The organism is Stenotrophomonas sp. 93052_Sma, from assembly GCF_056481145.1.
Window position 1 is genome coordinate 2,521,567 of the sequence record NZ_CM151134.1, and the last position, 22,173, is coordinate 2,543,739.

The 22,173-nt window shown below is 65.7% G+C and carries 17 protein-coding genes and 3 pseudogenes; 8 read left to right on the top strand and 12 right to left on the bottom strand.

What is annotated here, in order from left to right:
- Window positions 1–42: 42 nt before the first annotated feature.
- The 5 genes from ACZK2V_RS11825 to ACZK2V_RS11845 all read right to left on the bottom strand — a co-directional run bounded on the left by ACZK2V_RS11825 (window position 43) and on the right by ACZK2V_RS11845 (window position 6,118).
- On the bottom strand, window positions 43–2,499 hold the full coding sequence (locus ACZK2V_RS11825) for a TonB-dependent siderophore receptor (RefSeq protein ID WP_486322353.1): 2,457 nt from the start codon (window positions 2,497–2,499) through the stop codon (window positions 43–45).
- Window positions 2,500–2,607: 108 nt separating this feature from the next.
- Window positions 2,608–3,651, bottom strand: coding sequence for a FecR family protein (locus ACZK2V_RS11830; protein ID WP_486322354.1), 1,044 nt, complete (start codon window positions 3,649–3,651; stop codon window positions 2,608–2,610).
- Window positions 3,648–4,334: an RNA polymerase sigma factor gene (locus ACZK2V_RS11835; protein ID WP_486322355.1), complete on the bottom strand. Its 687-nt coding sequence runs from the start codon at window positions 4,332–4,334 to the stop codon at window positions 3,648–3,650. The genes ACZK2V_RS11830 and ACZK2V_RS11835 overlap by 4 nt, the downstream gene beginning before the upstream one ends.
- A 334-nt stretch (window positions 4,335–4,668) precedes the next feature.
- Window positions 4,669–5,196, bottom strand: a complete 528-nt coding sequence (locus tag ACZK2V_RS11840) for a DUF6622 family protein (protein ID WP_486322356.1) — start codon at window positions 5,194–5,196, stop codon at window positions 4,669–4,671.
- Window positions 5,197–5,284: 88 nt separating this feature from the next.
- The gene (locus ACZK2V_RS11845; RefSeq protein ID WP_486322357.1) at window positions 5,285–6,118 is read right to left on the bottom strand and encodes a S1 family peptidase; all 834 of its coding nucleotides are present in this window, start codon (window positions 6,116–6,118) and stop codon (window positions 5,285–5,287) included.
- Window positions 6,119–6,307: 189 nt separating this feature from the next.
- Between ACZK2V_RS11845 and ACZK2V_RS11850 the strand changes: the two genes are divergently transcribed.
- Window positions 6,308–6,586 carry a hypothetical protein gene (locus ACZK2V_RS11850; RefSeq protein WP_486322358.1) on the top strand — a complete coding sequence of 93 codons (279 nt, stop codon included), beginning with the start codon at window positions 6,308–6,310 and terminating at the stop codon, window positions 6,584–6,586.
- 31 nt (window positions 6,587–6,617) lie between these two features.
- Here ACZK2V_RS11850 and ACZK2V_RS11855 read toward each other — a convergent pair.
- Window positions 6,618–7,485 (bottom strand): annotated as a pseudogene (locus tag ACZK2V_RS11855) (methylenetetrahydrofolate reductase).
- Window positions 7,485–8,397 (bottom strand): annotated as a pseudogene (locus tag ACZK2V_RS11860) (LysR family transcriptional regulator). Before ACZK2V_RS11860 ends, ACZK2V_RS11855 begins: the two co-directional pseudogenes overlap by 1 nt.
- 176 nt (window positions 8,398–8,573) lie before the next feature.
- Here ACZK2V_RS11860 and msuE point away from each other — a divergent pair.
- The 3 genes from msuE to ACZK2V_RS11875 are packed head-to-tail and all read left to right on the top strand — an operon-like array spanning window position 8,574 to window position 11,264.
- A complete protein-coding gene (gene msuE / locus ACZK2V_RS11865; RefSeq protein ID WP_277778415.1) occupies window positions 8,574–9,155 on the top strand; it encodes an FMN reductase in 582 nt (193 codons plus the stop codon).
- A 58-nt stretch (window positions 9,156–9,213) separates the two neighbouring features.
- Window positions 9,214–10,191 (top strand): DUF1852 domain-containing protein, encoded by a 978-nt coding sequence (locus ACZK2V_RS11870; RefSeq protein ID WP_189719415.1) that lies wholly within the window; start codon window positions 9,214–9,216, stop codon window positions 10,189–10,191.
- 38 nt (window positions 10,192–10,229) lie between these two features.
- Window positions 10,230–11,264, top strand: coding sequence for a methionine synthase (locus ACZK2V_RS11875; protein ID WP_049422263.1), 1,035 nt, complete (start codon window positions 10,230–10,232; stop codon window positions 11,262–11,264).
- On the opposite strand, the gene ACZK2V_RS11880 is transcribed toward ACZK2V_RS11875, so the two are convergent.
- The 3 genes from ACZK2V_RS11880 to ACZK2V_RS11890 all read right to left on the bottom strand — a co-directional run bounded on the left by ACZK2V_RS11880 (window position 11,153) and on the right by ACZK2V_RS11890 (window position 13,219).
- Window positions 11,153–12,346: an SEL1-like repeat protein gene (locus ACZK2V_RS11880; RefSeq protein ID WP_486322359.1), complete on the bottom strand. Its 1,194-nt coding sequence runs from the start codon at window positions 12,344–12,346 to the stop codon at window positions 11,153–11,155. The genes ACZK2V_RS11875 and ACZK2V_RS11880 overlap by 112 nt on opposite strands.
- Before the next feature lie 114 nt (window positions 12,347–12,460).
- Window positions 12,461–12,982 carry a hypothetical protein gene (locus tag ACZK2V_RS11885; protein WP_486322360.1) on the bottom strand — a complete coding sequence of 174 codons (522 nt, stop codon included), beginning with the start codon at window positions 12,980–12,982 and terminating at the stop codon, window positions 12,461–12,463.
- A gap of 24 nt (window positions 12,983–13,006) precedes the next feature.
- On the bottom strand, window positions 13,007–13,219 hold the full coding sequence (locus ACZK2V_RS11890) for a hypothetical protein (protein WP_012511105.1): 213 nt from the start codon (window positions 13,217–13,219) through the stop codon (window positions 13,007–13,009).
- Window positions 13,220–13,464: 245 nt separating this feature from the next.
- Here ACZK2V_RS11890 and ACZK2V_RS11895 point away from each other — a divergent pair, with 245 nt between their 5' ends.
- Window positions 13,465–14,712, top strand: a complete 1,248-nt coding sequence (locus ACZK2V_RS11895; protein ID WP_329810054.1) for an arsenic transporter — start codon at window positions 13,465–13,467, stop codon at window positions 14,710–14,712.
- Between the two features lie 27 nt (window positions 14,713–14,739).
- On the opposite strand, the gene ACZK2V_RS11900 is transcribed toward ACZK2V_RS11895, so the two are convergent.
- A complete protein-coding gene (locus tag ACZK2V_RS11900; protein ID WP_329810053.1) occupies window positions 14,740–15,891 on the bottom strand; it encodes a serine hydrolase domain-containing protein in 1,152 nt (383 codons plus the stop codon).
- Window positions 15,892–15,995: 104 nt separating this feature from the next.
- Window positions 15,996–17,645: an ABC transporter ATP-binding protein gene (locus tag ACZK2V_RS11905; RefSeq protein ID WP_486322361.1), complete on the bottom strand. Its 1,650-nt coding sequence runs from the start codon at window positions 17,643–17,645 to the stop codon at window positions 15,996–15,998.
- 149 nt (window positions 17,646–17,794) lie between these two features.
- Here ACZK2V_RS11905 and ACZK2V_RS11910 point away from each other — a divergent pair, with 149 nt between their 5' ends.
- The 3 genes and pseudogenes from ACZK2V_RS11910 to ACZK2V_RS11920 all read left to right on the top strand — a co-directional run.
- Entirely contained in the window at window positions 17,795–20,149 is a 2,355-nt protein-coding gene (locus ACZK2V_RS11910; RefSeq protein ID WP_486322362.1) for a TonB-dependent receptor plug domain-containing protein, read from the top strand.
- Between the two features lie 6 nt (window positions 20,150–20,155).
- Entirely contained in the window at window positions 20,156–21,619 is a 1,464-nt protein-coding gene (locus ACZK2V_RS11915) for a DUF3526 domain-containing protein (protein ID WP_486322363.1), read from the top strand.
- A pseudogene (locus tag ACZK2V_RS11920) lies at window positions 21,616–22,149 on the top strand (ABC transporter permease subunit); the annotation flags it as partial. The gene ACZK2V_RS11915 and the pseudogene ACZK2V_RS11920, both read left to right, overlap by 4 nt.
- Between the last annotated feature and the right edge of the window lie 24 nt (window positions 22,150–22,173).

Consider the following 22,173-nt stretch of genomic DNA (forward strand, 5'->3'; position numbering starts at 1 on the left):
GCCCCGTGGCGGGCAGGCCGTTGCCCCGCCGGTTTCGGAAGATCACAGCGAGCCGCGCAGCGTCAGCATTACATTGCGCGGTTCGCCGAAGAAGTTGCCGCGGCGGATCTGGCTGATCATCGCGTAATAGCGCGTGTCGAACAGGTTGGCTACGTTGAGGCCCACGCTCCAGCGCGGATTGATCCGGTAGCCGGCGCGCAGGTCCCACACGGCACGTCCCGCTGCGCCCATGCGCCAGTCCGGGTCGTCGTAGGCCGGATAGGAATAGCTGCTCTGTGCCGATACGCCACCGCCCACGGAGAACGCGTTCCACTTGCCCGGCAGCTGGTAGGACGTCGACAGGCGCAGCAGGTGGCGGGGCGTCTCGGCGCTGATGGTCGCGCCCTCATCGTCGCGGCTGGTGACGTGGGTATAGCCCGCCATCATCTGCCAGCCCGGCGCCAGTTCGCCGCTAGCCTCCAGCTCAAAGCCCTTGCTGCGCAGCTTGCCGCCATTGCGGTAGCAATCGGACGACGCCAGCGAGCCACGGCAGCTGCCCGGGTCGGATTCGTCCACCACGGCGTTGCCGGTCTTGCGGATGGAGAACACTGCGGCGGAGACATTCAGGCGGCCATCGTTCAACTCACCCTTCACGCCCAGCTCGTAGTTGGCGCCGATGGCCGGATCCAGCACCGAGCCGGACGCGGTGACGTACGAGCTCTGCGGCTGGAAGGTATCGGCGTAGCTGGCATAGACCGACCATTGCGGACCCAGGTCGTAGACAAGGCCGGCGTACGGGGTGAATTCGTGCTTCTGTTCGTAGTCGCGGCTCTTGGCGCCAGTGAAGCCATCGCTGGACTGGTACTTCACCCAGCTCAGCCGGCCGCCCAGCGTAAGGTGCAGCGGCTCTGCCAGCTGCAGGCGCAGGTTGCTGTACACGCCGCTCTGCTGGGCGCGTGCGTTTTCCGACCAGTCCCACGCGGGCTGCAGCGGCTGCGCGATGGCGCTGTGGTCGGGTGCGTAGACATCAATCGGCACGTCGATGGCCAGGTCCGCCGAGCTCTGGCGGGTACGCTGGCGCGACCACATCGCGCCCAGCAGCAGCTGATGGCTGCGGCCGAAGGCGTCGAAACTGCCGGTGGTGTGCAGGTCGATGCCATCGCTGCGCACGCGCGAGCGGTTGAAATAGATGTCATAGAAGCGCGAACCGATGCCGGTGGCGCGATCCACCCCGCCCAGCGGAACTGCAACACGCTGGTCCAGGTCCGACTCGGTGCGGTTCAGCGACAGGCGTGCCTTCCAGCGTTCGTTGAAGCGGTGCTCCGCCTCTGCAAAGGCTTCGTCGACGGAGCCTTCCTGCCGGTTCCAGTCCTGGATGAGCGAGGTGGAACGCTTGATGTCCAGCGCACCACCATCGGTGTAGCGCGGCAGGCCGAACAGCCAGTAGCCGTCGGTGTTACTGGCCTGATGGCGCAGGCCGAAGGTCAGCGTGGTATCCGTGCCCAGATCGGCATCGATCACCCCATAGGCCACCGGCGTCTTCGATGAGGTGCCCCGCTGGAAGTAGTCGCGATCCTGATAGGCGGCGACCAGTCGGCCGCGCACGCTGCCGGTAGCATTGAGCGGGCCACCGCCATCCACCTCGACGCGGTAGTTGTCCCACGAGCCCACGGTGGCGGCCAGATCCAGATGAGCCTGGTCGCGCGGGCGCTTGCGCACCATGTTGATTGCTCCGCTGGGGTCGGCCGCGCCGAGCATCATGCCACCGGCACCGCGCAGCACTTCAACCCGTTCCAGCACGGCGGTGTCGATCGGCAGCCAGCCCACCGGGGCATAGACAATGCCGGCCACGCCATCGACCAGATAGTTGCTGTCGTCCACGGTGAAGCTGCGGATCGAGAACTTGTGGTTGCCGAAGTTGCGGGCGGTCTTGGTCACGCCGGTGGTCTGTGCCAGCGCTTCGTCCAGCGTGGTGAGGTTGCGGTCGTCCAGCTGCTGGCGGGTGATCACGCTGACCGACTGTGGGGTCTGGCGGATGCTCTGCCCCAGCTTGCCCAGGCTCAGCTCACGTGCCGTGTAAGCGCCATCGCTTGGCGCATTGGCGGTGACGTTCACCGTCTGCAGGGTGGTCTGGGCCTCCTTGCTGCGCGCAGGTGTTGCTGCTTCCTGGGCCAGGGTGAACACGCCCGGACGGGTGGCATTGACACGCACGCCACTCCCCTCCAGCAGGCGCGCCAGTGCCTCCTGCGGCGTGTAGCTGCCGGTCAAGGCCGGGGCGCGACGGCCCGCCACCGCCGATTCGCTGAACAGCACCTGCTGCCGGGACTGCTCGGAAAAGCGGCGCAGTGCGGCATCCAGCGGTTGCGCCGGAATATTGAACTGCACGCGCGCAGCCGGCTGCGCCTGTGCGATGGCTGGCGCTGCCAGCGCGCTGGAAATGCACAGTGCCAGCAACGGCAGCCGCTTGGCGTGTACCCCCGTAGAGAACGCGCCAGCAACAAGTGCGCGCTTGATCTTCATGTACCCCATTACCGCTCCATCATGCTTGGCCGCTACTGGCCTCACTGGGGTAAACGGAAAATGGCGGTGGGGTGGGAACCCGCGCCGGAAGAAATTTTCGTTCCGGCGTCAGCGGGTGACAGGCCGTTCGTCGATGCGATAGCCGCCCTGGGCAGTGCGGGTCACCTGCACGGGCAACAGATCCGGCAGCGCTTCCAGGAAGGTGGCCGGGGCATCGGTGGCTGCGTAGCCGGAGACCGGCAGGAACTTCAGCCCTGGCTGGCCCAACGTGACGGGATGGCCCAGATACTGCCCGACCTCCTGCGCCACTTCGTCCAGCGGGGTGCGCCGGAACACCAGGCGCCCGTTGCGCCAGCCGCCAATGCTGTCTGCGCTGGCGGCAATGGAGCGGTAGGCGGCTGTAAGCGTGGTAACGGCCAGGCCTTGTTCAGCGTGCAGGCTGACCGGCGCGGTGCCTTCGGCGCGATCCGGCTGTACCCGCACGTGCCCATGCAGCACCTTGACCACGACTTCGCCCGGCCCATTGCGCACATTGAAGGCCGTGCCGACCACCGTCACCCGGCTGCGCTGGGCATCGACGGTGAAGGGCCGGTCGGCCGCCGGGGCGACCTCGAAGTACGCCTCGCCCTGGCTGAGCACCACTTCACGACGGGATCGATAGAAATGCACCGCCAGCGTGCTGCGTGCATTGAGTGAAATCCGTGAGCCGTCCGGCAATTGAAGATCGCGTATCTCGCCCGCACCGGTGGCCACGTCCTGTACGTAGCTGGGCGCGGTGTACCAACCGTAGCCGACGTACCCCAAGGCCAGCATCGCCACGGCCGCAGCCGCCGCAACGCGTGGCAGGCGCCACGACCGTGCACGCCGCGCCGCCCTGCCCCGCCGTAGAGCCGCAGGTGCAGGTACTGCTGGGGTGATCACCGCGTGCGCGTCCGAGGCCAGTACGGGGCGTGGCAGCTGGCCCAGGTCGTGCCAGGTTCTGGTCACATCGGCGAACGCCTGTCGGTGCGCTTCGCTCTCGACCAGCCAGTGCTGCAGGGCCGCCTCATCCTTCGGTTGCCAATCCGCATCCTGCCGCCGTACCAGCCACGCGGCGGCCGCCTCATGCAGGGCAAACGGGTCGGAACCTGCGGCAGAAGGGAGATCGGTCATCGGCAGGGAAAATCAGCATCGATGGCAGGCGCCAACGCCTCGCCCGCCTTGGTCGGACGATGCAGTTCCTGCATCTGTGCCAGAGACGCATAGCGTACCCGCACTTCGCAGTAGGCAACCGCTCGCGACAGGTGCTTGACCACCATGCGGCGGGAGATCTGCATGCGAGCGGCCGCGTCCTCCTGGGTCAGCCCATCGAAGCGGCAGAGCACGAAGGCCTCGCGTTGACGCTCCGGCAGCTCGGCCAGTGCTTCTCGCAGGCGCTCCAGGCGCTGCCGCTGGGCGCTGAGCTGCAACGGGCACTGTGATTCATCGCTGGCGATGGCTTGACCCGCATCTTCTGCATCTGCCAGCGGCAGCGTCTGGAGACGGCGGCCTGCGGTGTGCTCACGATATTCATCGGCCACGGTGTTCATCACCGTTCGCCGGAAATAGGCGCCTTGCTGGTCGCACGAGGCCAGTGCAGGGTTTGCCGCCAGCCATTTGACTGCACCGTCGTGCAGGGCGTCCTCACCGTCCGCACCTCTGACACGCGCAAGGCTGCGCAGAATGGGCCCTCGCCAGCGGGCATAGGCTTTCGCAAGGAGGTTCCCGCCCATTGGCGAGGCGCCTTCCGGAATGCCCTCCTCCGTGGACGAGGCCCGATCCGCGTTGCTGCCCGTGCCCCGGCCTAGCGTGGACACATCACCCTCAGGGCAAATGCCTGCGGTCTGCACAGGTGGGGCGGGGAATTCACGTTGGGAGCCGGAGTTCTGGCCGCCATAGGAGGCGGAAGGGGTGGGATGCCGCAAGTGTAGTGAGAGTCATTTGCAATTGGAACTCCCTGCCCCGTCCCGGCCACGTCATGAAATGCAAGCAGCAGCTCGCCAATGATGGTGCTGGGCGCCAGCGAGACCTGCCGTATGCGCAGATCGCGGGCATGCGGGTTGATTGGAGCCTGTAGGGACAGGGTTGCCGGCCAGGGGCCAGCACCATCCTTCGGGGCTATTAATGTGACGCATCACGACGAAGCTGGTTTCAGCCTGCGACCCCAACCCCTTTACCTGCCGCATCCGGTCGCAACGAGGCCAGGTAGCGGCAGTACTTGCCGACGAAGATGCCGGTGAATCCGCCTGCCAGCAGCAGGTAGGCGGCACTGAAGCCGGCGTTGCCGGTCAGCGACGGCGACACCGCAAATGCGACTTCGAAACCGTACTTCACCAGGAAGGTGACCAGCAGCAGCGGCAGCAGGCTGAAGTCCGCGTTGCGCCAGAGCTTTCCGGTGGCGCCGTCCAGTGTCAGCTTCACGTGGCCCAGCAGCAGCCATCCCAGTGCCGCCCCGGTGCCGATGCCGGCCAACCACTCGCCCCAGGCGGTCAGCGAGGTGCCGAAGCGATGACTGATCGACCACGCGCCCCACACGGCGAACAGGACGGGCACGATCGCCAGCTTCTGCAACGAAGTCTCACCCGGTTTCATGGCGGCGATGCCACGCGTGACCAGGAACGCCAGGAGCAGCCAGACCCAGATCGGCGTCTGCGAGGTGAGTTGCTGGAGCATATTCATGAGCGGTCGCCTTGGTAGGTGGTGGCGAGGTGCCCTCGCCTTGGCGCCCACTATTCGCTTCCGCCCGGGTTGCAACCAGTGACAGCTGTCAGTCTTCGAGGGTTACGGGACGATAAGTGGGCGCACCCAGGACGCTCTCGATCCAGCCCACATAGCGCGATACCCGAACGTTGTGCACCACCTGCCCGTAGAAGCCGGCCTCAAGGGCATGCTCGGGAACGGCGGTGATCCAGGAGCCCAGCCCCACCAGCTGCCAGACGCCGTGATCCTTGATCACCAATGGGCCGCCGCTGTCCCCGTTACCGAGCACGCCTTCAAGCGGCAGGCCCTGTGGCGGGGCATCGAACCGATACCAGAGATAACGATCGTTTCCGCCGGTAATGGCGTTGTATGCCCGCCGCAAAGTGGTCCGATGCGGGCCGTCCAGCACCAGTCCAACCGCCCCATTGCCAGTGGCGCCCTTACCGATCAAGGCGGCGACCTGCGCGACCTCGGCAGTGCCGCGATAGAGTGCTACGGGCTGCACATCGTTCACCGGGATGGCGAGCCGGATCAATGCAATGTCATCCGACCCGGCCAGGAACGCGTGGATCTTCCCAGGATTTCCCGTTGCCAATGCCTCCTTGCCCAACGCGTCAGGCAGTCTCCGGTAACCGGGATGCAGGAATACGCGTTCCACGCCGTAGTCCTTCCCATTGATGGTGATGGTCTGCCCCATCCCCTCCATCGGTGCGGCATGCGCTGCTGTCAGCACCCACTGCGGCGCGATCAGAACGCCCTGCCCTTCGCCCGGCATGTCAGCCAGGGCCGGAAACCCGGAACCATCGATCCGGTAGCGGGCATCGTCCACATCGTGGCGGATGACCACGGCTCCAGCAGCGAGCGGCAGCGCGGCAAGCGCCAGAAACAGCCAGCGGATCATGGGTGCCTCATCCTTGCGGTCAGTCGCTGCAGCCTAGCCGAACACCTCCGGCGAAGGGGAAACGTCCGACCAACCTCCCATGTTCGACGACGAATGCCGCAGAACCGGCCCCGAAGCCGGGGCGGCCACAGGGCGTTAACAGCCCCGATCTATGCTGGTGCCTCATTGGAGACCCATGAGGTACGACCCATGACCAAGCTGCACACCCTGATGTTGACCGGCTGCCTGCTGGCACTGAGCCCACTGGCCTCGGCCGAAACCGTGAACCTGACCAACAGTGCCGACGGCGCCAACCGCGATGCGGGCATCGCTGCGGTCAAGAAGAAGCTGCAGGAGGCGTGCACCGACCGCAAGGGCTTGCCCGATGCGTCTTCGTTCGAGGTGGTCTTCGAGAAGACCAGCGAGAACCCGAACGTGCCCAAGCCGTACTACGTGGACGGCAGGATGAAGTGCGAACTGCCGGGCTGAAGGGCCCGGCCACGCGATCATCGATAGAGCATCAGACGCTGGCGACCGACGTGCGCCGCCGGTACCGCTCGATCCAGTCCAATGATGGGGTAATGCCGCCGAACGGGAACAGGTGCGGGCTGATCTGGCCGTGCCCGGCCGTCAGCCCACTCACCAACCGATCCACAAACACCTCCGGCCCCGCCGTGCCGAGCAGCCGTCCGATCGAGATGCCATACCTGGCCAGCATCGATGCACTGGCGCCCACGCCGCACATCGCGGCGTAGCGCAGCAGCCGCGTGATGCTGGCCGGCCCCGGTACGCCGACCAGCACTGGAACCGTGATGCCACGCGCGCAGTGCATCCAGCCAGGCCAGCACGGTATCGGCATCGAAGGCGAACTGGGTGACGACCAAGGGGGCCATGCCGCGCGCTTCGATGGCCTGGCATTTACGCCCAAGCACCTCCCAGCGATCGTCAGCGCTCATCACCGGGTGGCCTTCCGGGTGCCCGCCGATACCAACGACCTTGATCCCGGAGTGCTCCAGAAGACCGGTCTGGATGATTGAAGCACTGTCGGCAAACGGCCCGGCGGGTGTGGCCAGGTCACCCGCGACCAGCAGGCAGCGGGTGATCCCGGCTTCGCTGGTGGCGCGCTCCAGAAAGCGCTCAAGCGCTGCGTGCGAGCCGATGCGGCGGGCGGAGAGATGCGGCATCGGCGCGAAGCCGAGCTCGCGCACCGTGCGTGCGGCGGCCAGGCGTGCATCGTCGTCCTCGCTGGCCAGCCAGGGAATGGAGATGACCGTGCCGCGCCGGATGCGGGCCGCCTCGGCGCGCAGTGCCGGCATGGCCTTCGCGCTGACTTCCAATGAAAAGGCGTTGATGAAGGCGTCCGCCTGCGATGAGGTACCGGCCGGCATCAACGCGCTCCGCGCACATTGCCGGCCAGCGGCGAGCTGTTGCGGGCCAGTTCGACGAAGGCCTGCAGGTAGTCGATGCCGGTATCCGCCTCGCGCGCCCAGGTAGATCTGCTTGGGAATGCCCTTCGCCCCCAGGCGCACCGGCACCACGTCCATGCGCGCGGCATATTCCTCCACCAGCCAGCGCGGCATCGCGGCCACGCCGCGACCGCTGGCCACCATCTGCATCATGATGTCGGTGGTTTCGATGGTCTTGTGGCGCCGCGGCGTGATGCCGGCCGGCAGCAGGAACTGGTTGTAGATGTCCAGGCGCTCGAACGGCACCGGGTAGCTGATCAGCACTTCCTGGCCGAGCTGACGCGGCTTTACGTGGTCCACATTGGCCAGTGCATGGTCCTTGGCCACCACCAGCACCTGCTCGTAGTCGAACACGGGCACGAACTTCAGGCCCGGCTTCAGCAGCGGATCGGGCGTGACCAGCAGGTCGATCTCGTAGCCGAACAGCGCGCCGATACCGCCGAACTGGAACTTCTGCTTGACGTCCACATCCACGTCCGGCCAGGCGGCCAGGTACGGCGAGACGATCTTCAGCAGCCACTGGTAGCAGGGATGGCATTCCATGCCGATGCGCAGCGCGCCGCGCTCGCCCTGCGCGAACTGGCCCAACCGTTCCTCGGCCAGGTCCAGCTGCGGCAGCACCCGGTTGGCGACCGCCAGCAGGTACTGCCCGGCCTGGGTCAGGCGCAGGCTGCGGCCTTCGCGCAGCCAGACGTCGGTGCCGAGCTGCTGCTCCAGCTTCTTCATGCTGTGGCTCAGGGCTGACTGGGTCAGGTTGAGTACGCCGGCGGCAGCGGTCAGCGAGCCCTGCTGCTCGACCTGCTGCACGATGCTGAGGTGGATCCGTTCCAGCATGACGATGAATTCTGCTCATGGATTGGTGAAGTAATACCATTTTACGTCATGGAAGGGCATGACTAGGATCGGGTCATACCTTCGGTTGCCTGCCAGCCCGGTCACCTCGCCGGCCTGCAGGACTGCGCCCCCCGCAGATTGCCCGAAGGAGCCCCTCCCCTGGTGAAAGCGAACAGATGACCCGCCCCCTCCGTATCGTCGCCGTTTCCGGCGGACTGCAGCGCCCCTCCAGGGCTGCAACCCTGGCCGAGCACCTGCTGGACCTGATCGGCGAGGACGTTGCCTGCGAGCCGCACCTGATCGAGCTGGGCGAGCTGGCGCCGCAGCTGGCCGGTGCACTGTGGCGCTCGCAGCTGCCCGAGGCTGTGGAGCGGCAGCTGGTGGCCGTTGAACAGGCAGACGTACTGGTGGTGGCCACGCCGGTCTACCGCGGCTCGTACACCGGCCTGTTCAAGCACTTCTTCGATTTCATCCACCAGGATGCGCTGGTCGACACCCCCATCCTGCTGGCCGCCACCGGCGGCAGCGAGCGCCACGCACTGGTGATCGATCATCAGCTGCGGCCGCTCTTCAGCTTCTTCCAGGCGCGCACCCTGCCCCTCGGCGTCTACGCCACCGACCGCGATTTCGCCGAGGGCCGCGTGCACAACGAGGCCCTGATCCAGCGCGCACGGCTGGCAGTGCAGCGGGCACTGCCCCTGCTTGCCCTGTCCCACCGCGCAGCGCCTGCCACTGCCGAGACCGCTGCAGTCCTTTGAATGCCGAATGCCAGCGACCCGCATTCGGATGTCACCTCCGCAACCCGGAACGCCGCCCATGACGACCGAGAACTTCACCTTCAGCATCACGCGCATCCCTTTCAACGAGGACTACCAGCCCGCTGACGGCACGCGCATCACCACCAACTTCGCCAACCTGGCTCGCGGCGAGTCCCGCCAGGAGAACCTGCGCAACACGATCAGCATGATCAACAACCGCTTCAACGACCTGGCGCACTGGGACAACCCGAGTGCGGACCGCTACGCCGTTGAGCTGGACATCATCTCGGTGGAGATGCACATCGATGGAGCCGACGGCAGCGATCCGTTCCCGCTGATCGAAGTGCTGCGGCCGACCATCGTCGACACGCGTACCGGCACGCGCACCGAAGGCATCGTCGGCAACAACTTCTCGTCCTATGTGCGCGACTACGACTTCAGCGTGGTACTGCCGGCCAGCAACGAGGGAAAGGCCACCTTCGGCATTCCGGAAGGCTTCGGTGATCTTCACGGCAAGCTGTTCCAGCACTTCCTGGAATCGGAGGCCTACCGCGCCAATTTCAGCAAGGGGCCGGTGATCTGCATCAGCGTCTCCAGCAGCAAGACCTACCATCGTACCGAGAACCACCATCCCATCCTGGGGGTGGAGTATCGCCAGGGCGAGTTCTCCCCCACCGACCAGTACTTCGACAAGATGGGCCTGCAGGTGCGCTATTTCATGCCGCCAGGCAGCGTCGCGCCGCTGGCGTTCTACTTCCAGGGCGACCTGCTGGGCGACTACTCGAACCTGGAACTGATCGGCACCATCAGCACGATGGAGGCATTCCAGAAGATCTACCGGCCGGAGATCTACAACGCCAATTCCGTGGCCGGCAAGGTCTACCAGCCCAGCCTGAAGCACCAGGACTACTCCTCCACCCGCATCGTCTACGACCGCGAAGAGCGCAGCCAGCTGGCGGTCAAGCAGGGCAAATTCACCGAAGAGCACTTCATCAAGCCGTATCGCGCCGTGCTTGAGCAGTGGGCTGCCCGCTGATCCATCGATTCTCCATTCGCCCCAGGACACAGAACGCAATGTCGACGAAGAAACTGCTCCCCACCTCCACCGCCGGCAGCCTGCCCAAGCCCTCCTGGCTGGCGGAGCCCGAAAAGCTCTGGTCGCCCTGGAAACTGCAGGATGAAGGCTTGACCGAAGGCAAGCAGGATGCCCTGCGCCTGTCCCTGCAGGAACAGCAGCACGCCGGCATCGATATCGTCAGCGACGGTGAGCAGACCCGGCAGCACTTCGTTACCACGTTCATCGAGCACCTCAACGGCGTCGATTTCGAGAAGCGCGAAACCGTGCGCATCCGCAACCGCTACGACGCCAGCGTGCCGACCGTGGTCGGCGCCGTGAGCCGCCCCAAGCCGGTGTTCGTGGAGGATGCGAAGTTCCTGCGCCGGCAGACCACGCAGCCGATCAAGTGGGCACTACCCGGGCCGATGACCATGATCGACACCCTGTACGATGCGCACTACAAGAGCCGAGAGAAGCTGGCCTGGGAATTCGCGAAGATCCTCAACGAGGAAGCGAGGGAGCTGGAAGCCGCTGGCGTCGACATCATCCAGTTCGACGAGCCCGCCTTCAACGTGTTCTTCGACGAAGTGAACGACTGGGGCGTGGCCGCACTGGAGCGTGCGATCGAAGGACTGAAGTGCGAGACTGCCGTGCATATCTGCTACGGCTACGGCATCAAGGCCAACACCGACTGGAAGCAGACGCTGGGCTCGGAATGGCGCCAGTATGAAGAGTCGTTCCCGAAGCTGCAGACCTCCAACCTCGACATCATCTCGCTGGAATGCCACAACTCGCACGTGCCGATCGATCTGATCGAGCTGGTGCGCGGCAAGAAGGTGATGGTGGGCGCCATCGACGTGGCTTCCAGCACGGTGGAGACGGCTGAGGAAGTGGCCAACACCCTGCGCAAGGCGCTGCAGTTCGTGGATGCCGACAAGCTCTACCCGAGCACCAACTGCGGCATGGCGCCGCTGGCCCGTGACGTGGCACGGGGCAAGCTGCGTGCGCTCAGCGAAGGGGCCAGGATCGTGCGCGAGGAGCTCTCGGCGTAACCGCTGCAAGCGATCTGCGTCCGGACCTCTGTGCGGGGTCCGGACGCATCGGCACTCAGCGCTTGCGCGCGCCGCTCGGGGCACTCCTTCGGATCGAACAGATCGTAGGTCTGCTTGATGGCCAGATTGCGGATCGCCCTGCGGTTTCCCTGCGCTGCAGCCTCACAGGTCCAGTAGATATCCTCTTCCTGGTCCTTGGGCACCCCGCGCCCGATGGAGTACAGGTATCCCAGCTCGGCCTGTGCAGGCGCGTAGCCCGCCATTGCCGCCTTGCGATACAGGTCGGCGGATCGGGCCTCATCCTTCTGTACGCTGATACCCTTGGCATACATCAGGGCGAGCCTGGTCTGCGCCTCCACATCACCGCCATCGGCAGCCGCTGTGAATGCTTCAACCGGGCCAAACGCGCCGGGCGTGTCCATCTCGGCACACCACACCTCGTTCTCCTTGCGATTCAGGCACAGCTCCAGACGGGCCTCCTTGACTCCCGCTAGGCCGAGCTCCTGCACGGCTGCCCTGGCATACCACTGCATGGCCTGGGCCTCGTCTTTCGTGAGGCCGGCGCGTCCCTTCTGATAGAGATTGGCAAGGCTGTACTGCCCGGCCGGCGAGCCGAGTTCAGCGGCTCGGCGGAGCCACAGGACAGCCTGGGCATCATCCTGCTGCGGGCCCAGGCCCTGCAGGTACATGATCCCGAGATCGGACTGTGCGTCCGCATTGCCCTGATCGGCAGCCTTGCGTACCCAGTGCAGGGCCTGAGCGGAATCCTTCGGCACGCCATTGCCTCGCAGATACAGCACACCCAGCATGGACTGTGCCGGCGCATAGCCCTGATCGGCCGCCTTGCGGTACCAGTCCGCTGCCTTCGCTGCGTCCCTGTCGACGCCTGCGCCGCGCAGATACCTGTCCCCAAGTTCATTCTGGGCTTCCGCGTTGCCGGTCTTCGCCGCAGCCATCACGCGATCCCGCTCGGCTGCGTTGTCATTGCCAAGCGCAGGCGTGCTACAGGCCAGGGCAGCCAGCCCCGCACAGAGTGCAACGCGCCGCAGGGCGCCAATCCATTCTTCCGTGAACGTCTGCATTCTTGATCAACTCCAGATGGATGCCGCAGGTAGACCCGGCAGGTGCCTCGATCAGCAAGTGATCGAGGCTGGGGGCGGCATTATAGGTGCGCGCAGGACCACGTGGCCGAGGTTCTATCTGGGTAGCGGGCGTGCCTGCTCCTGCGCTCGCGACATCGCAGGGGTCCGTCTCAGCGCCAGCGCCTCCTTGATCCGGCCCATCTCACGCGACCCGGCCTCGGCCAGGCGGCGGGCCTGCTGCCGCTGCTCCCGCGTGAGCGCGGAAGGTGGTGGAGTACCGGCATCCAACAGCCGCGCCACCGCATCGCGCAACCGCAACTGCGGGCAGAGCCGGGCGGCGCACCAGCGTTCGGCGTAGCGCTTGGCCTGCCGCGCATTTGCGGCAGCCACCACCTTGGTCTGTGACATTTTCCGCGCGTCGAGGAACAGGCGGACACCGAGCACGGCATGCGGCACGATGTTGGCCACGCAGCGGCCGTTCCACCACAGGTCCCAGCGGTCACCGCTCTGCACCCAGCCGGAGGGCCGAGTAGCGGTCATGAAATCGGGAGGGCTGGAGGGTGAATGCATGGCCCGAAGAATACGGTCGGCCGTCGCATGGAATGAGATTGTGGATTTGCGCTGGCGACCTCTCAACGCTTCTGCCGTAGCGAAGCCCTCTCACCACTCTGGGCCGAGCAGCTTCTCCACCTCGGTTTCGAGCTTCTTTGCGGCTTCGGCCTGCGAGGCTACCTTGATGCACAGCCCGGACTGCGCGGGACCCGGAGTCAACTGGTAGCGGTTGATGGTGCCGCCGCCGTCGCCATCCAGCTCCACCCGGGCTACCAGGGTTCGGCCGTTGGCATTGAAGATCCAGTCCCGGTATTCGGACATCGTTGATTCCATGCGTGACACTTTGAGTGGCCTTCACTCTAAGCGGAGCGACGGTGAAGAGCGCCCGAAGAAAACGTTCGCGGAGCGTGGGTGCCGGGGGCATGCGGCAAGCAGACGAGCATGGACTGGGCTCCACAACTCGGGCGCAGCTCACGGAGTATGATGCCGCCTTCCCCGAACTGCCGTGATTGCAGCGGGCGCGCTCCTGCGAGGTACGCGTCGGCGCCGCTGATACACCCCGCCCGATGCTCGTTTCCTACTCCTCTTTCCTCATCTGGGCGGCCGTGGCCGTTGCCACCGTCGGCCTGCTGTTCCGGCCGTTCCGCATTCCGGAATATGTGTGGGCACTGGGGGCTGCCCTTCTGCTTCCACTGCTGGGAGCGATGTCGTTCGGCACGACCTTGCACGCGGTGGCCGAGGGGCGCGATGTCTATCTGTTCCTGGTCGGCATGATGGTGCTGGCCGAGCTGGCCCGGCGCGAAGGCCTGTTCGACTGGCTGGCGTTGTACGCGGTCCGCCACGCAGGCGGCTCGGGACGACGCCTGTTCGACCTCGTGTTCCTGGTCGGCACGTTGGTGACCGTGTTTCTTTCCAACGATGCCACGGCGGTGGTGCTGACCCCGGCGGTCTACGCCGCCTGCAAGGCCGCCCGTACCAATCCCCTGCCCTATCTGTTCGTCTGCGCGTTCATCGCCAATGCGGCCAGCTTCGTGCTGCCCATTTCCAACCCGGCCAACCTGGTGGTGTACGGCCAGCACATGCCGCCCTTGATGCAGTGGCTGGCACAGTTCGCGATGCCGTCACTGGCCGCGATCGGTGCCACCTATCTGGTGCTGCGCTGGGTGCATCGGCGCGAGATCGCGCAGCCTCTGGTGGCGGCGCCGGCGCATCGCCCGCTGACCGAAGGTGGCCGGCTGAGCGCGCTGGGCGTGTTGTTCACCGGCACCGTGCTGCTGGTGACCTCCGCACTGAACGGCCCGCTCGGCCTGGCCACGTTCTGCGCAGGCACGCTGAGCGTGGCAGTGGTGGCGATGCGCCAGCGGCGCAGTCCGTTGCCGCTGCTGCGCCATGTGTCATGGGGCGTACTGCCGCTGGTGGCCGGCCTGTTCGTGCTGGTGGAAGCGGTGGCCCAGACCGGTGTCATCCAGGCGGCGGCCAGCGCGCTGCAGGCCGTAGCGCAGGCATCGCCACACCAGGCCAGCTGGCTGGCCGGTGGCGCGGCGGCGTTGCTGAGCAACGTGGCCAACAATCTGCCGGTCGGCCTCGCCGCAGGCTCGCTGGGCCAGATGGCCGACCTGCCGGCACAGACCCGCGCCGCATTGCTGGTCGGCGTGGACCTGGGCCCCAACCTGTCGGTGACCGGCTCGTTGGCCACGATGCTGTGGCTGGTGGCGCTGCGCCGCGAGGGCGAGCATGTCAGCGCGCTCGACTTCCTGCGCGTCGGCGCGCTGGTGATGCCGCCTGCGCTGATCGGGGCACTGTTGCTGCTCTAGTCGGGGGCTGCCGGGCGCCCCCCCGGACTATGGGGTCTTGCCTGCAGCAATCTTCCCTACCAGGGCATCGATCGCCGCTTCCATGGCATGCGCGGTCTGGTCGCCACTCTGGTTGGTGATCACGAAGATGCCCAGATCGTGCTCGGGCATGATGTAGATGTAGCACTGTGAGCGCGGTACGCCACCGTGGTGGGCATAGTAGACGCCCTTCTGGCGATCGCCGGCGACGATGTTCCAGAAGTAGCCGATGCTGAACTCGTCGTCGAATCTGGCCAGGGCGCGATGCGATTGCTTTACCACCGGCCCATTGGCCAGTTGGAACTGAAGGTACTTCACCATGTCCGGGACGGTTGCTTTGACGTTGCCGGAAGCGCCCCATGGCAACTGCGGCATCGGCGTGGTCGGTACGGGATTGTCGCTGTGATAGCCGGCCGCCAACCGCGGCGCTTCGGCATCATCCAACCTGATCCGGAGGCCGGTCATCGCCGCGGAGTCGCTGAAGAAGCCACGCAGCAGTGACGCGTAGTCGGTCTTGTAGGCCACCTCCAGAACATGCGCCGCCAGCTCGGTCCCTGCGCTGGAGTAGGCGTACTCCTTCCCTGGCATCCGCGGGATCTGTACGGCGTGCAGGTCCCGGAGGAAATCCGTCTTGCCGTAGTGCGCGTAGAGCGCATTGAGTTCGCCCGGCGTGCGGTGATCGGTAAAGTCCTCCAGTACCGTGTTCGCGCGCTCCGGCAGCATGTTCGGCAGGCCACTGGTGTGCGACAGCAGGTGGCGGACGCGGATGGGTTGGCCTTGGTACTGCAGGTTGGGATAGTCGCCCTGCAGGTACGTGCGAACGTCATCCTCCAGGCCCACCCTGCCTTCCAGCACCGCATTGGCCATCAAGGTGCCGGCCAGCGTCTTGCTCAGTGAGCCGATCTCATAGAGCGTGGCATCGGTCGGCGCGCCGGCTGTACCGGCCACCATATCGCCGCGATGGCGGATGAAGGTCCTGCCCCGGTACACCACGCCAATGGAGGCCGAGTGCAGCAAGGGCTGCTCGATCAGGGTCTGCGCAACCTCGTCGATCTCTGCCCACGGTTCCTTCGATGGCGTCTTTCCGCCCGTGCATCCGGTACCAAGGAGTACGACGGACACGACGAAGGCATGAAACCAACGTCTGTTTCGAACGGTCATCGAAGTGGCTTCCATGCGTTGGCGCTTGAAGGGCGATCAGGAAAGAGCGCTCACGATAGCCGATTGTCGAGACGAACACGCTGGCTGCGGAGCGCCTCCTGGCCCTAAGCATCGCCCCCGAGATCAATCACCCGGTCAGTCGGGCTCACGATGCCCCGCCGATGGGTGATGGCCACCACGGTTACATCGTTCGCCAGTGCGCGGATATGGTCCATGATCTCGCGTTCAGTGGCCTCATCCAGCGCGGAGCTTGCCTCGTCCAGAAACAGGATCGCCGGCTCGCCATACAGTGCACGGGCAATCGCGATGCGTTGGCGTTCCCCGCCGGACAACTTCAGGCCCCGCTCGCCCACCGTGGTTTCCAGCCCCTCGGGCAGCGCCTCGATCAACGGCAGGATCGCAGCCTTGCGTGCGGCATGCCGCAGCCGATCATCATCACGCGCCCCGAGCAGGATGTTGTCGGCCAGGCTTTCGTTGAGCAGGATGACATCCTGCGGAACCACCGCGACAGCGGCATGCCAGGCCGCACGGTCGATCCGGGACAGGTCAAGGCCATCGACCAGGATCCGGCCACGCTGCGGATCGATCGATTTCAGGGCGAGCTTGAACAGGGTCGACTTCCCTGCACCGGTCGGGCCGATCAGGAAATTGATGCCGCCACGTTCGGCCGCGAAGTACACATCGCTTACCCCGCGACCGTTGCCATAGCGGTGGCTGACCCGCTCGAACGCCAGCCGGCCGCTTTCACCCGCAAAGCGCTGGGCATCGGCCACCTGCTGCTCCTCGGGCGCCGCCCACAAGGTGGAAAGCGGAGCCAGCATGCTCCACGAGCGCGCGACGTCATCGATCGAACGGGCGATCATCTCGAACGGCATGTTGAGCTGGAGCAGCAGCAGATTGAACAGGACGATGTCGCCGACGCTCAGACCGCCGCTCTGGTAGCGCGGCAGCAACAGATGGAAGGTAACGATGAACTCGACCGCCAGGCCGATGCCCAGCAGCGCAATGAAGCCGATCCGCTGCAGTACGTAGGCGCGCCAGCTGTCGCGCACCTCCTGGGCCTTCTGCTCGAAGCGCTGCACCATCCAGGCGCTGCCACCGAACTGGCGCAGCGTCTCCATGGCATTCATGGCATTGCCGACGAAGCGCGCGTTCTGCTGGCCGGCCTCGACCGCAGCTTCGCGATGGATGCGTGCGCGCCGGGTAGCGATGGCGGAAAGCGTGACGGCTACCGTGCCGTAGGCCAGCACGATGGCCACCACCTGCAGGTTGATCAACGCACCCAGCGTTATCAGCGTCAGCAGGATCTGCAGCGCACTGGGAATGAAGGCCACCAGCCCCAGCTGCACCACGATCTTCAGCGCGCCACGGCCTTTCTCCCCTGCAACCTGCAGCTCGGCGGCGTTGTACTCCAGGAAGAAGCTGTTGGTCTTCTTCAGCAGACGGGCGAAGTAGCGGGTACTGGTGATGAAGCCAAGATTCTCGCCGCTGAGGAACGACAGGTACTGCACGGTGTTCTGCAGGGCGCTGCCAGCGCCCAGGATGAAGGCGTAGAGCAGGAATCCCCACGCCAGGGCACTGGCCCCGTCGATGGGCAACCGGTCGATCAGACGTGAGAAAAGATAGGGCGCCGCAACATTGGCCAGGCTGGACAGCACGACACTGCCGGCGATGAGCAGCAGCAGCCTGCGGTCAGCCTTCCAGTACGTGCCCAGGATTTCAGCGACGGGCGGCGGAACAGCAGTCTTCTTCATCGGCCTGGTTCCGGCGTGGACTCAACCCCATAATGATATGCTATAACATATCCATTCAGGAGCGACGTAGCCACGTCGCAGGCCACTTTCGGATGGGATCGATGGACCGGGGAATGACGAACGTATCCGCTGCCATACCACGCGCGCTCATGGCCCTCAGCATTGCCGCTGCACTGTTGGCCAGCGTGCCTGCGATCGCCCAGAACCCCGGCGATGCCCGGCGCTCGCGGGCCGCAGGCGCAGCACCCGAGGCGCCGACCGCCACCCTGGACAAGGTGCTGGTGGTCGGCAGCAACATCCGCGATGCCATTGGCGGAGGCGCCTCGCCGGTGATCGTGATCGACAAGGAGGCCATCGACCGCACCGGCGTGGCCACCGTGCAGCAGCTGTTCGAGAAACTGCCGCAGAACTTCGGCGGTGGCGCCAATGGTGCCAACGTCGCCAACCTTGGCGTCGACCGCGATACCGGCAACAACTTCGGCCAGGGCACCGCCATCAACCTGCGCGGTCTGGGAACCGGCACCACGTTGACCCTGATCAACGGCCACCGCGTGACCTCGTCGAACCGCTACCAGTACGTGGATGTCTCGCTGATACCGCTGAGTGCGGTGGAACGCGTGGAGATCCTCACCGATGGTGCCTCGGCCATCTATGGCACCGATGCGGTCGGCGGTGTGGTCAACATCATCCTGCGCCGCGACTTCACCGGGTATGAGACCGCTGTGCGTTACGGCGCCGTGACCACCGGCGGCATGGAGGAATACCAGGCCTCGCAGTCGGCAGGCTGGTCGTGGGATGGTGGCCATGTGCTGGCCAGCTACGAGTTCCTGAAGCAGAGCAACCTGCCGGCGGTGGACAAGGATTTCTCGAAGAACGTGCGGGTCAAGCCGTACGACCTCTACCCCGGTTCGAAGCGCCACAGCCTGTACGTGGACGGCGTGCAGCAGCTCAGCGATGTGCTGACCCTGAACGTGACCGGCTCGTTCGCCAAGCGCGAGATGGACACCACCATTTCCGGCACGGCCGACGAAACCCGGTTGTTCCCGCATACGCGCCAGTTCGACCTGTTCGCCGGCCTGACACTGGACCTTCCGCGTCAGTGGCAGGCGCGCCTGGATTCGGGGTTCGGCAGGAGCGATGTGTCCTATCAGCGCACCACCATCACCGGCAGCTCGGCCAGTACCGCGCCGCCCACCAATACCAACTCCGAATCGCGTTACCTGGACCTGGTCGCCGACGGTGAGCTGTTCAGCCTGCCCGCCGGTGGGGTTCGCGCGGCATTCGGCGCGGGCTACCGCCGCGATGGCTATGAACTGATCGATCACCGCGGCCTGGAAAAGCCGCTCGACCTGCAGCGCACCGTGAGATCCGCCTTTGCCGAGCTCAACGTTCCGCTGCTGAAGGATCTGCCAGGCGTGCGCAGCCTGTCCCTGACCGCCGCAGCGCGCTATGACGACTACAGCGATTTCGGTTCCACGCTGAACCCCAAGTTCGGCCTGCTGTGGGAGGCGACCCAGGGGCTTTCGTTCCGTACCAGCTACGGCCGCTCCTACCGGGCGCCGGTGTACCAGGACATGCAGTTGAACAACACCGTGGTGGTGGCGAACGTGCCCAACCCGAGTGCAGCCAATGGCAACACCATCCTGATGATGCTCTCCAATGGCAATCCCGATCTGGGCCCCGAACGGGCCAAGACCTGGACCGGCGGTTTCTCGTTCGCGCCGCCGTCGCTGCCGGGGCTCAAGATCGATGCGAACTACTACCACATCGAATACGCCGACCGTATCGGCAGCGGCTTCGGCGGCAGCTTCCCGTCGCTGTTCCTGCAGTCCACCGCACCTTACGCAGACATCCTGACCACCAATCCCACGCAGCAGCAGATCCAGCAGGCACGCCAGCTGGGCGTATCGGGGCTGGGCCTGTTCGTCTCGCGCGTGGGGCCGTATGCGTTGCCGCCAGGCATGGACGAAACCAACAGCCAGGTGATCCTCGACAACCGCTTCCGCAACAACGCCTTCACCCGGCAGCGTGGTGTCGACTTCAGCGGATCGTATGGCTTCGATGCCGGCCAGACCCACATCGGGCTGAACCTGGCCGGGCAGTACATCATCGAGTCGAAGCGGCGCGTGACCAGTACGTCGCCCGAGGTGGATGCGGTGAATTCGGTGTACTACCCGGTGGACCTCAAGATGCGCGGTGGCATCGCGCTCAGCCGGCAGCAGGCCGCGGCGGGGATCTTCGTGAACTACGTGGACAGTTATCGCGACCCCGCAAATGTCGCCCGGCCCCACGTCAGCTCCTGGACGACCGTCGATCTGAACCTCGCCTACCACTTCGGTGCATCGGCGGACCCGCAGCGTGGCACCTCACTTGCGTTCAACGTGCAGAACCTGTTCGACCGGGATCCGCCGTTCATCGTCAACAGCATCAACACCGGCTACGACCCCACCAATGCGACAGCGTTGGGCCGCTTCCTGTCCATGTCGCTGACCCACCGCTGGTAAGCCGCCATGCGCGCCGAAGCCCCTGCCCTGTCCCGGTCCGTCATGGCCATCCAGCAGGCGTTTGCTGTTGCGGCAACCCAGCTCACGCTGATGTGGCGCGAGCGGCGCGTGCTGTGGCTCGCCCTTGCCCTGTTGCTGATTGCGGGAGCATCGGTGCTCGGTGGTGCTGCACGCCTGACCCTGCAGGCGCAGGAGCGCCAGGCAATGAGCGAGGAAGAGGCGCGGCTCTGGGACAGCCAGGGCACAATCGACCCGCATAGCGCCGCACATGTGGGGCGTGCCATTGCTGCCCCTGTGCGGCCACTGGCTGCACTGGACCCGGGGCTGACGGATTACCTGGGAACCTCGGTGTTCATCGAGGGCCACGCGCAGAACCCGGCCCGGCACCGTGCCGTGGATGGTGGCACCGCACTCAGCCGCTTCGAGGGTTTCTCTGCGGCGTGGGCGCTGCAGGTGGTGGCGCCGCTGCTGATCATCCTCGCCGGGTTCGCCACACTGTCCGGCGATGTGGCCCGCGAGACGCTGCGCCAGGAACTCGGCACCGGCGCCTCGGCCGGCGTGCTGATCTGTGGACGCTTGATTGCCCTGGCGGCCGCGTCGCTGCTGCTGGTGCTGGCCATGCTGCTGATCAGTCTTCCGGGGCTGTCCATCCAGTACGGCGACGCCACGGATCTTGCCGCCCTGCTCGCACTGGCGGCCGCCTACCTGCTCTATCTGCTGGTGTTCTGTGCACTTACCGTCGGGGTGTCGGCATTTGCCGGCTCGGCACGGACGTCACTGGTCGTGCTGCTCGGCTTCTGGGTGGTGTCCACACTGCTGCTGCCGAGGGTGGCGCCTGCGGTTGCCGAATCCCTGTACCCGACCCCTTCGGCACCGGCGTTCAGGACCGGCGTGACCGAAGAAGCGGAGAACGGCGCGGATGGCCATGACCCGGCCGACAAACGCCTTGATGCTCTGCGCACGGCGTTGATGGCGCGCTACCGGGTCGACAGCGTTGACGACCTGCCGCTGAACTTCCGCGGTGTGGCGCTGGAGTTTGCCGAGGCCAACTCGACGCGCGTCTACAACCGCCATTTCGATCGCCTGCATGCCACCTACCAGCAGCAGGACGCCACCCAGCGCCTGTTTGGCCTTGCCTCGCCGACGCTGGCGCTGCAGTCCTGGTCGCGCGCCTTCGCCGGCACGGATTTCCCGGCGCATCTGGCGTTCCTGCGCGGCGTGGAGGACTACCGTTATCGGTTGATCCAGGCACTCAACCAGGAAGTGAAACTGCACAAGGCACCACAAGGCGGGAAGCATGTGGCCGACATCGCCGGCATCACCCGTTCAGTGCACTACCGGCCACCGCAACAGACCCTGGCCGGTACCGCTACCGCGCAGCGCGGAAATCTCGTCATTCTGCTGGTCTGGCTGATGCTGGGTTGCGTGGTGGTGCTCATCTCCGCTCGGAAGCTGGGGAGATCGCCATGAACGTTGTATCGATTGCCCGCTATGAGATCCGCCGATTGCTGCGCGATCGAGCGCTGCCGGTGCTGCTTGTCCTGCTGCTCGGGCTGGGTGCCTACGCCGCGTGGAACGGCCGCGCATGGGTGGACCAGCGGGAGGCGGCCATCGCCCTGATCAAGCAGGAAGAACAACAGACGAAGGAACGCAGCCGGGCATTCGTCGGCAAGGCGCCCTCGGTGCTGCCCCGCGCCCAGCCGGTGCTTGCGCCTACCGCCATGGCACCGCTGTCGATCGGCCAGGCAGACGCCTACCCCTACACCGCCGATGTGGTCGCGCTGGGCGATCCGACCCAGCTGCTCAAGCACGTTTGGGCCGACATCGGCAATCCAGCGGCACGGGCTGCGGGACGGTTCGACCTCGCCTTCGTCATCGTCTTCCTGCTGCCGCTGGTCATTCTCGTGGCCACCCACGATCTGTGGTCCCGTGAGCGCGAGCGCGGCATCGCGGCGCTGGTGCTGTCACAGCCGGTGTCGGCAACGCGCCTGCTGGTGGTCAAGGTGCTGGCCCGTGGCCTGATG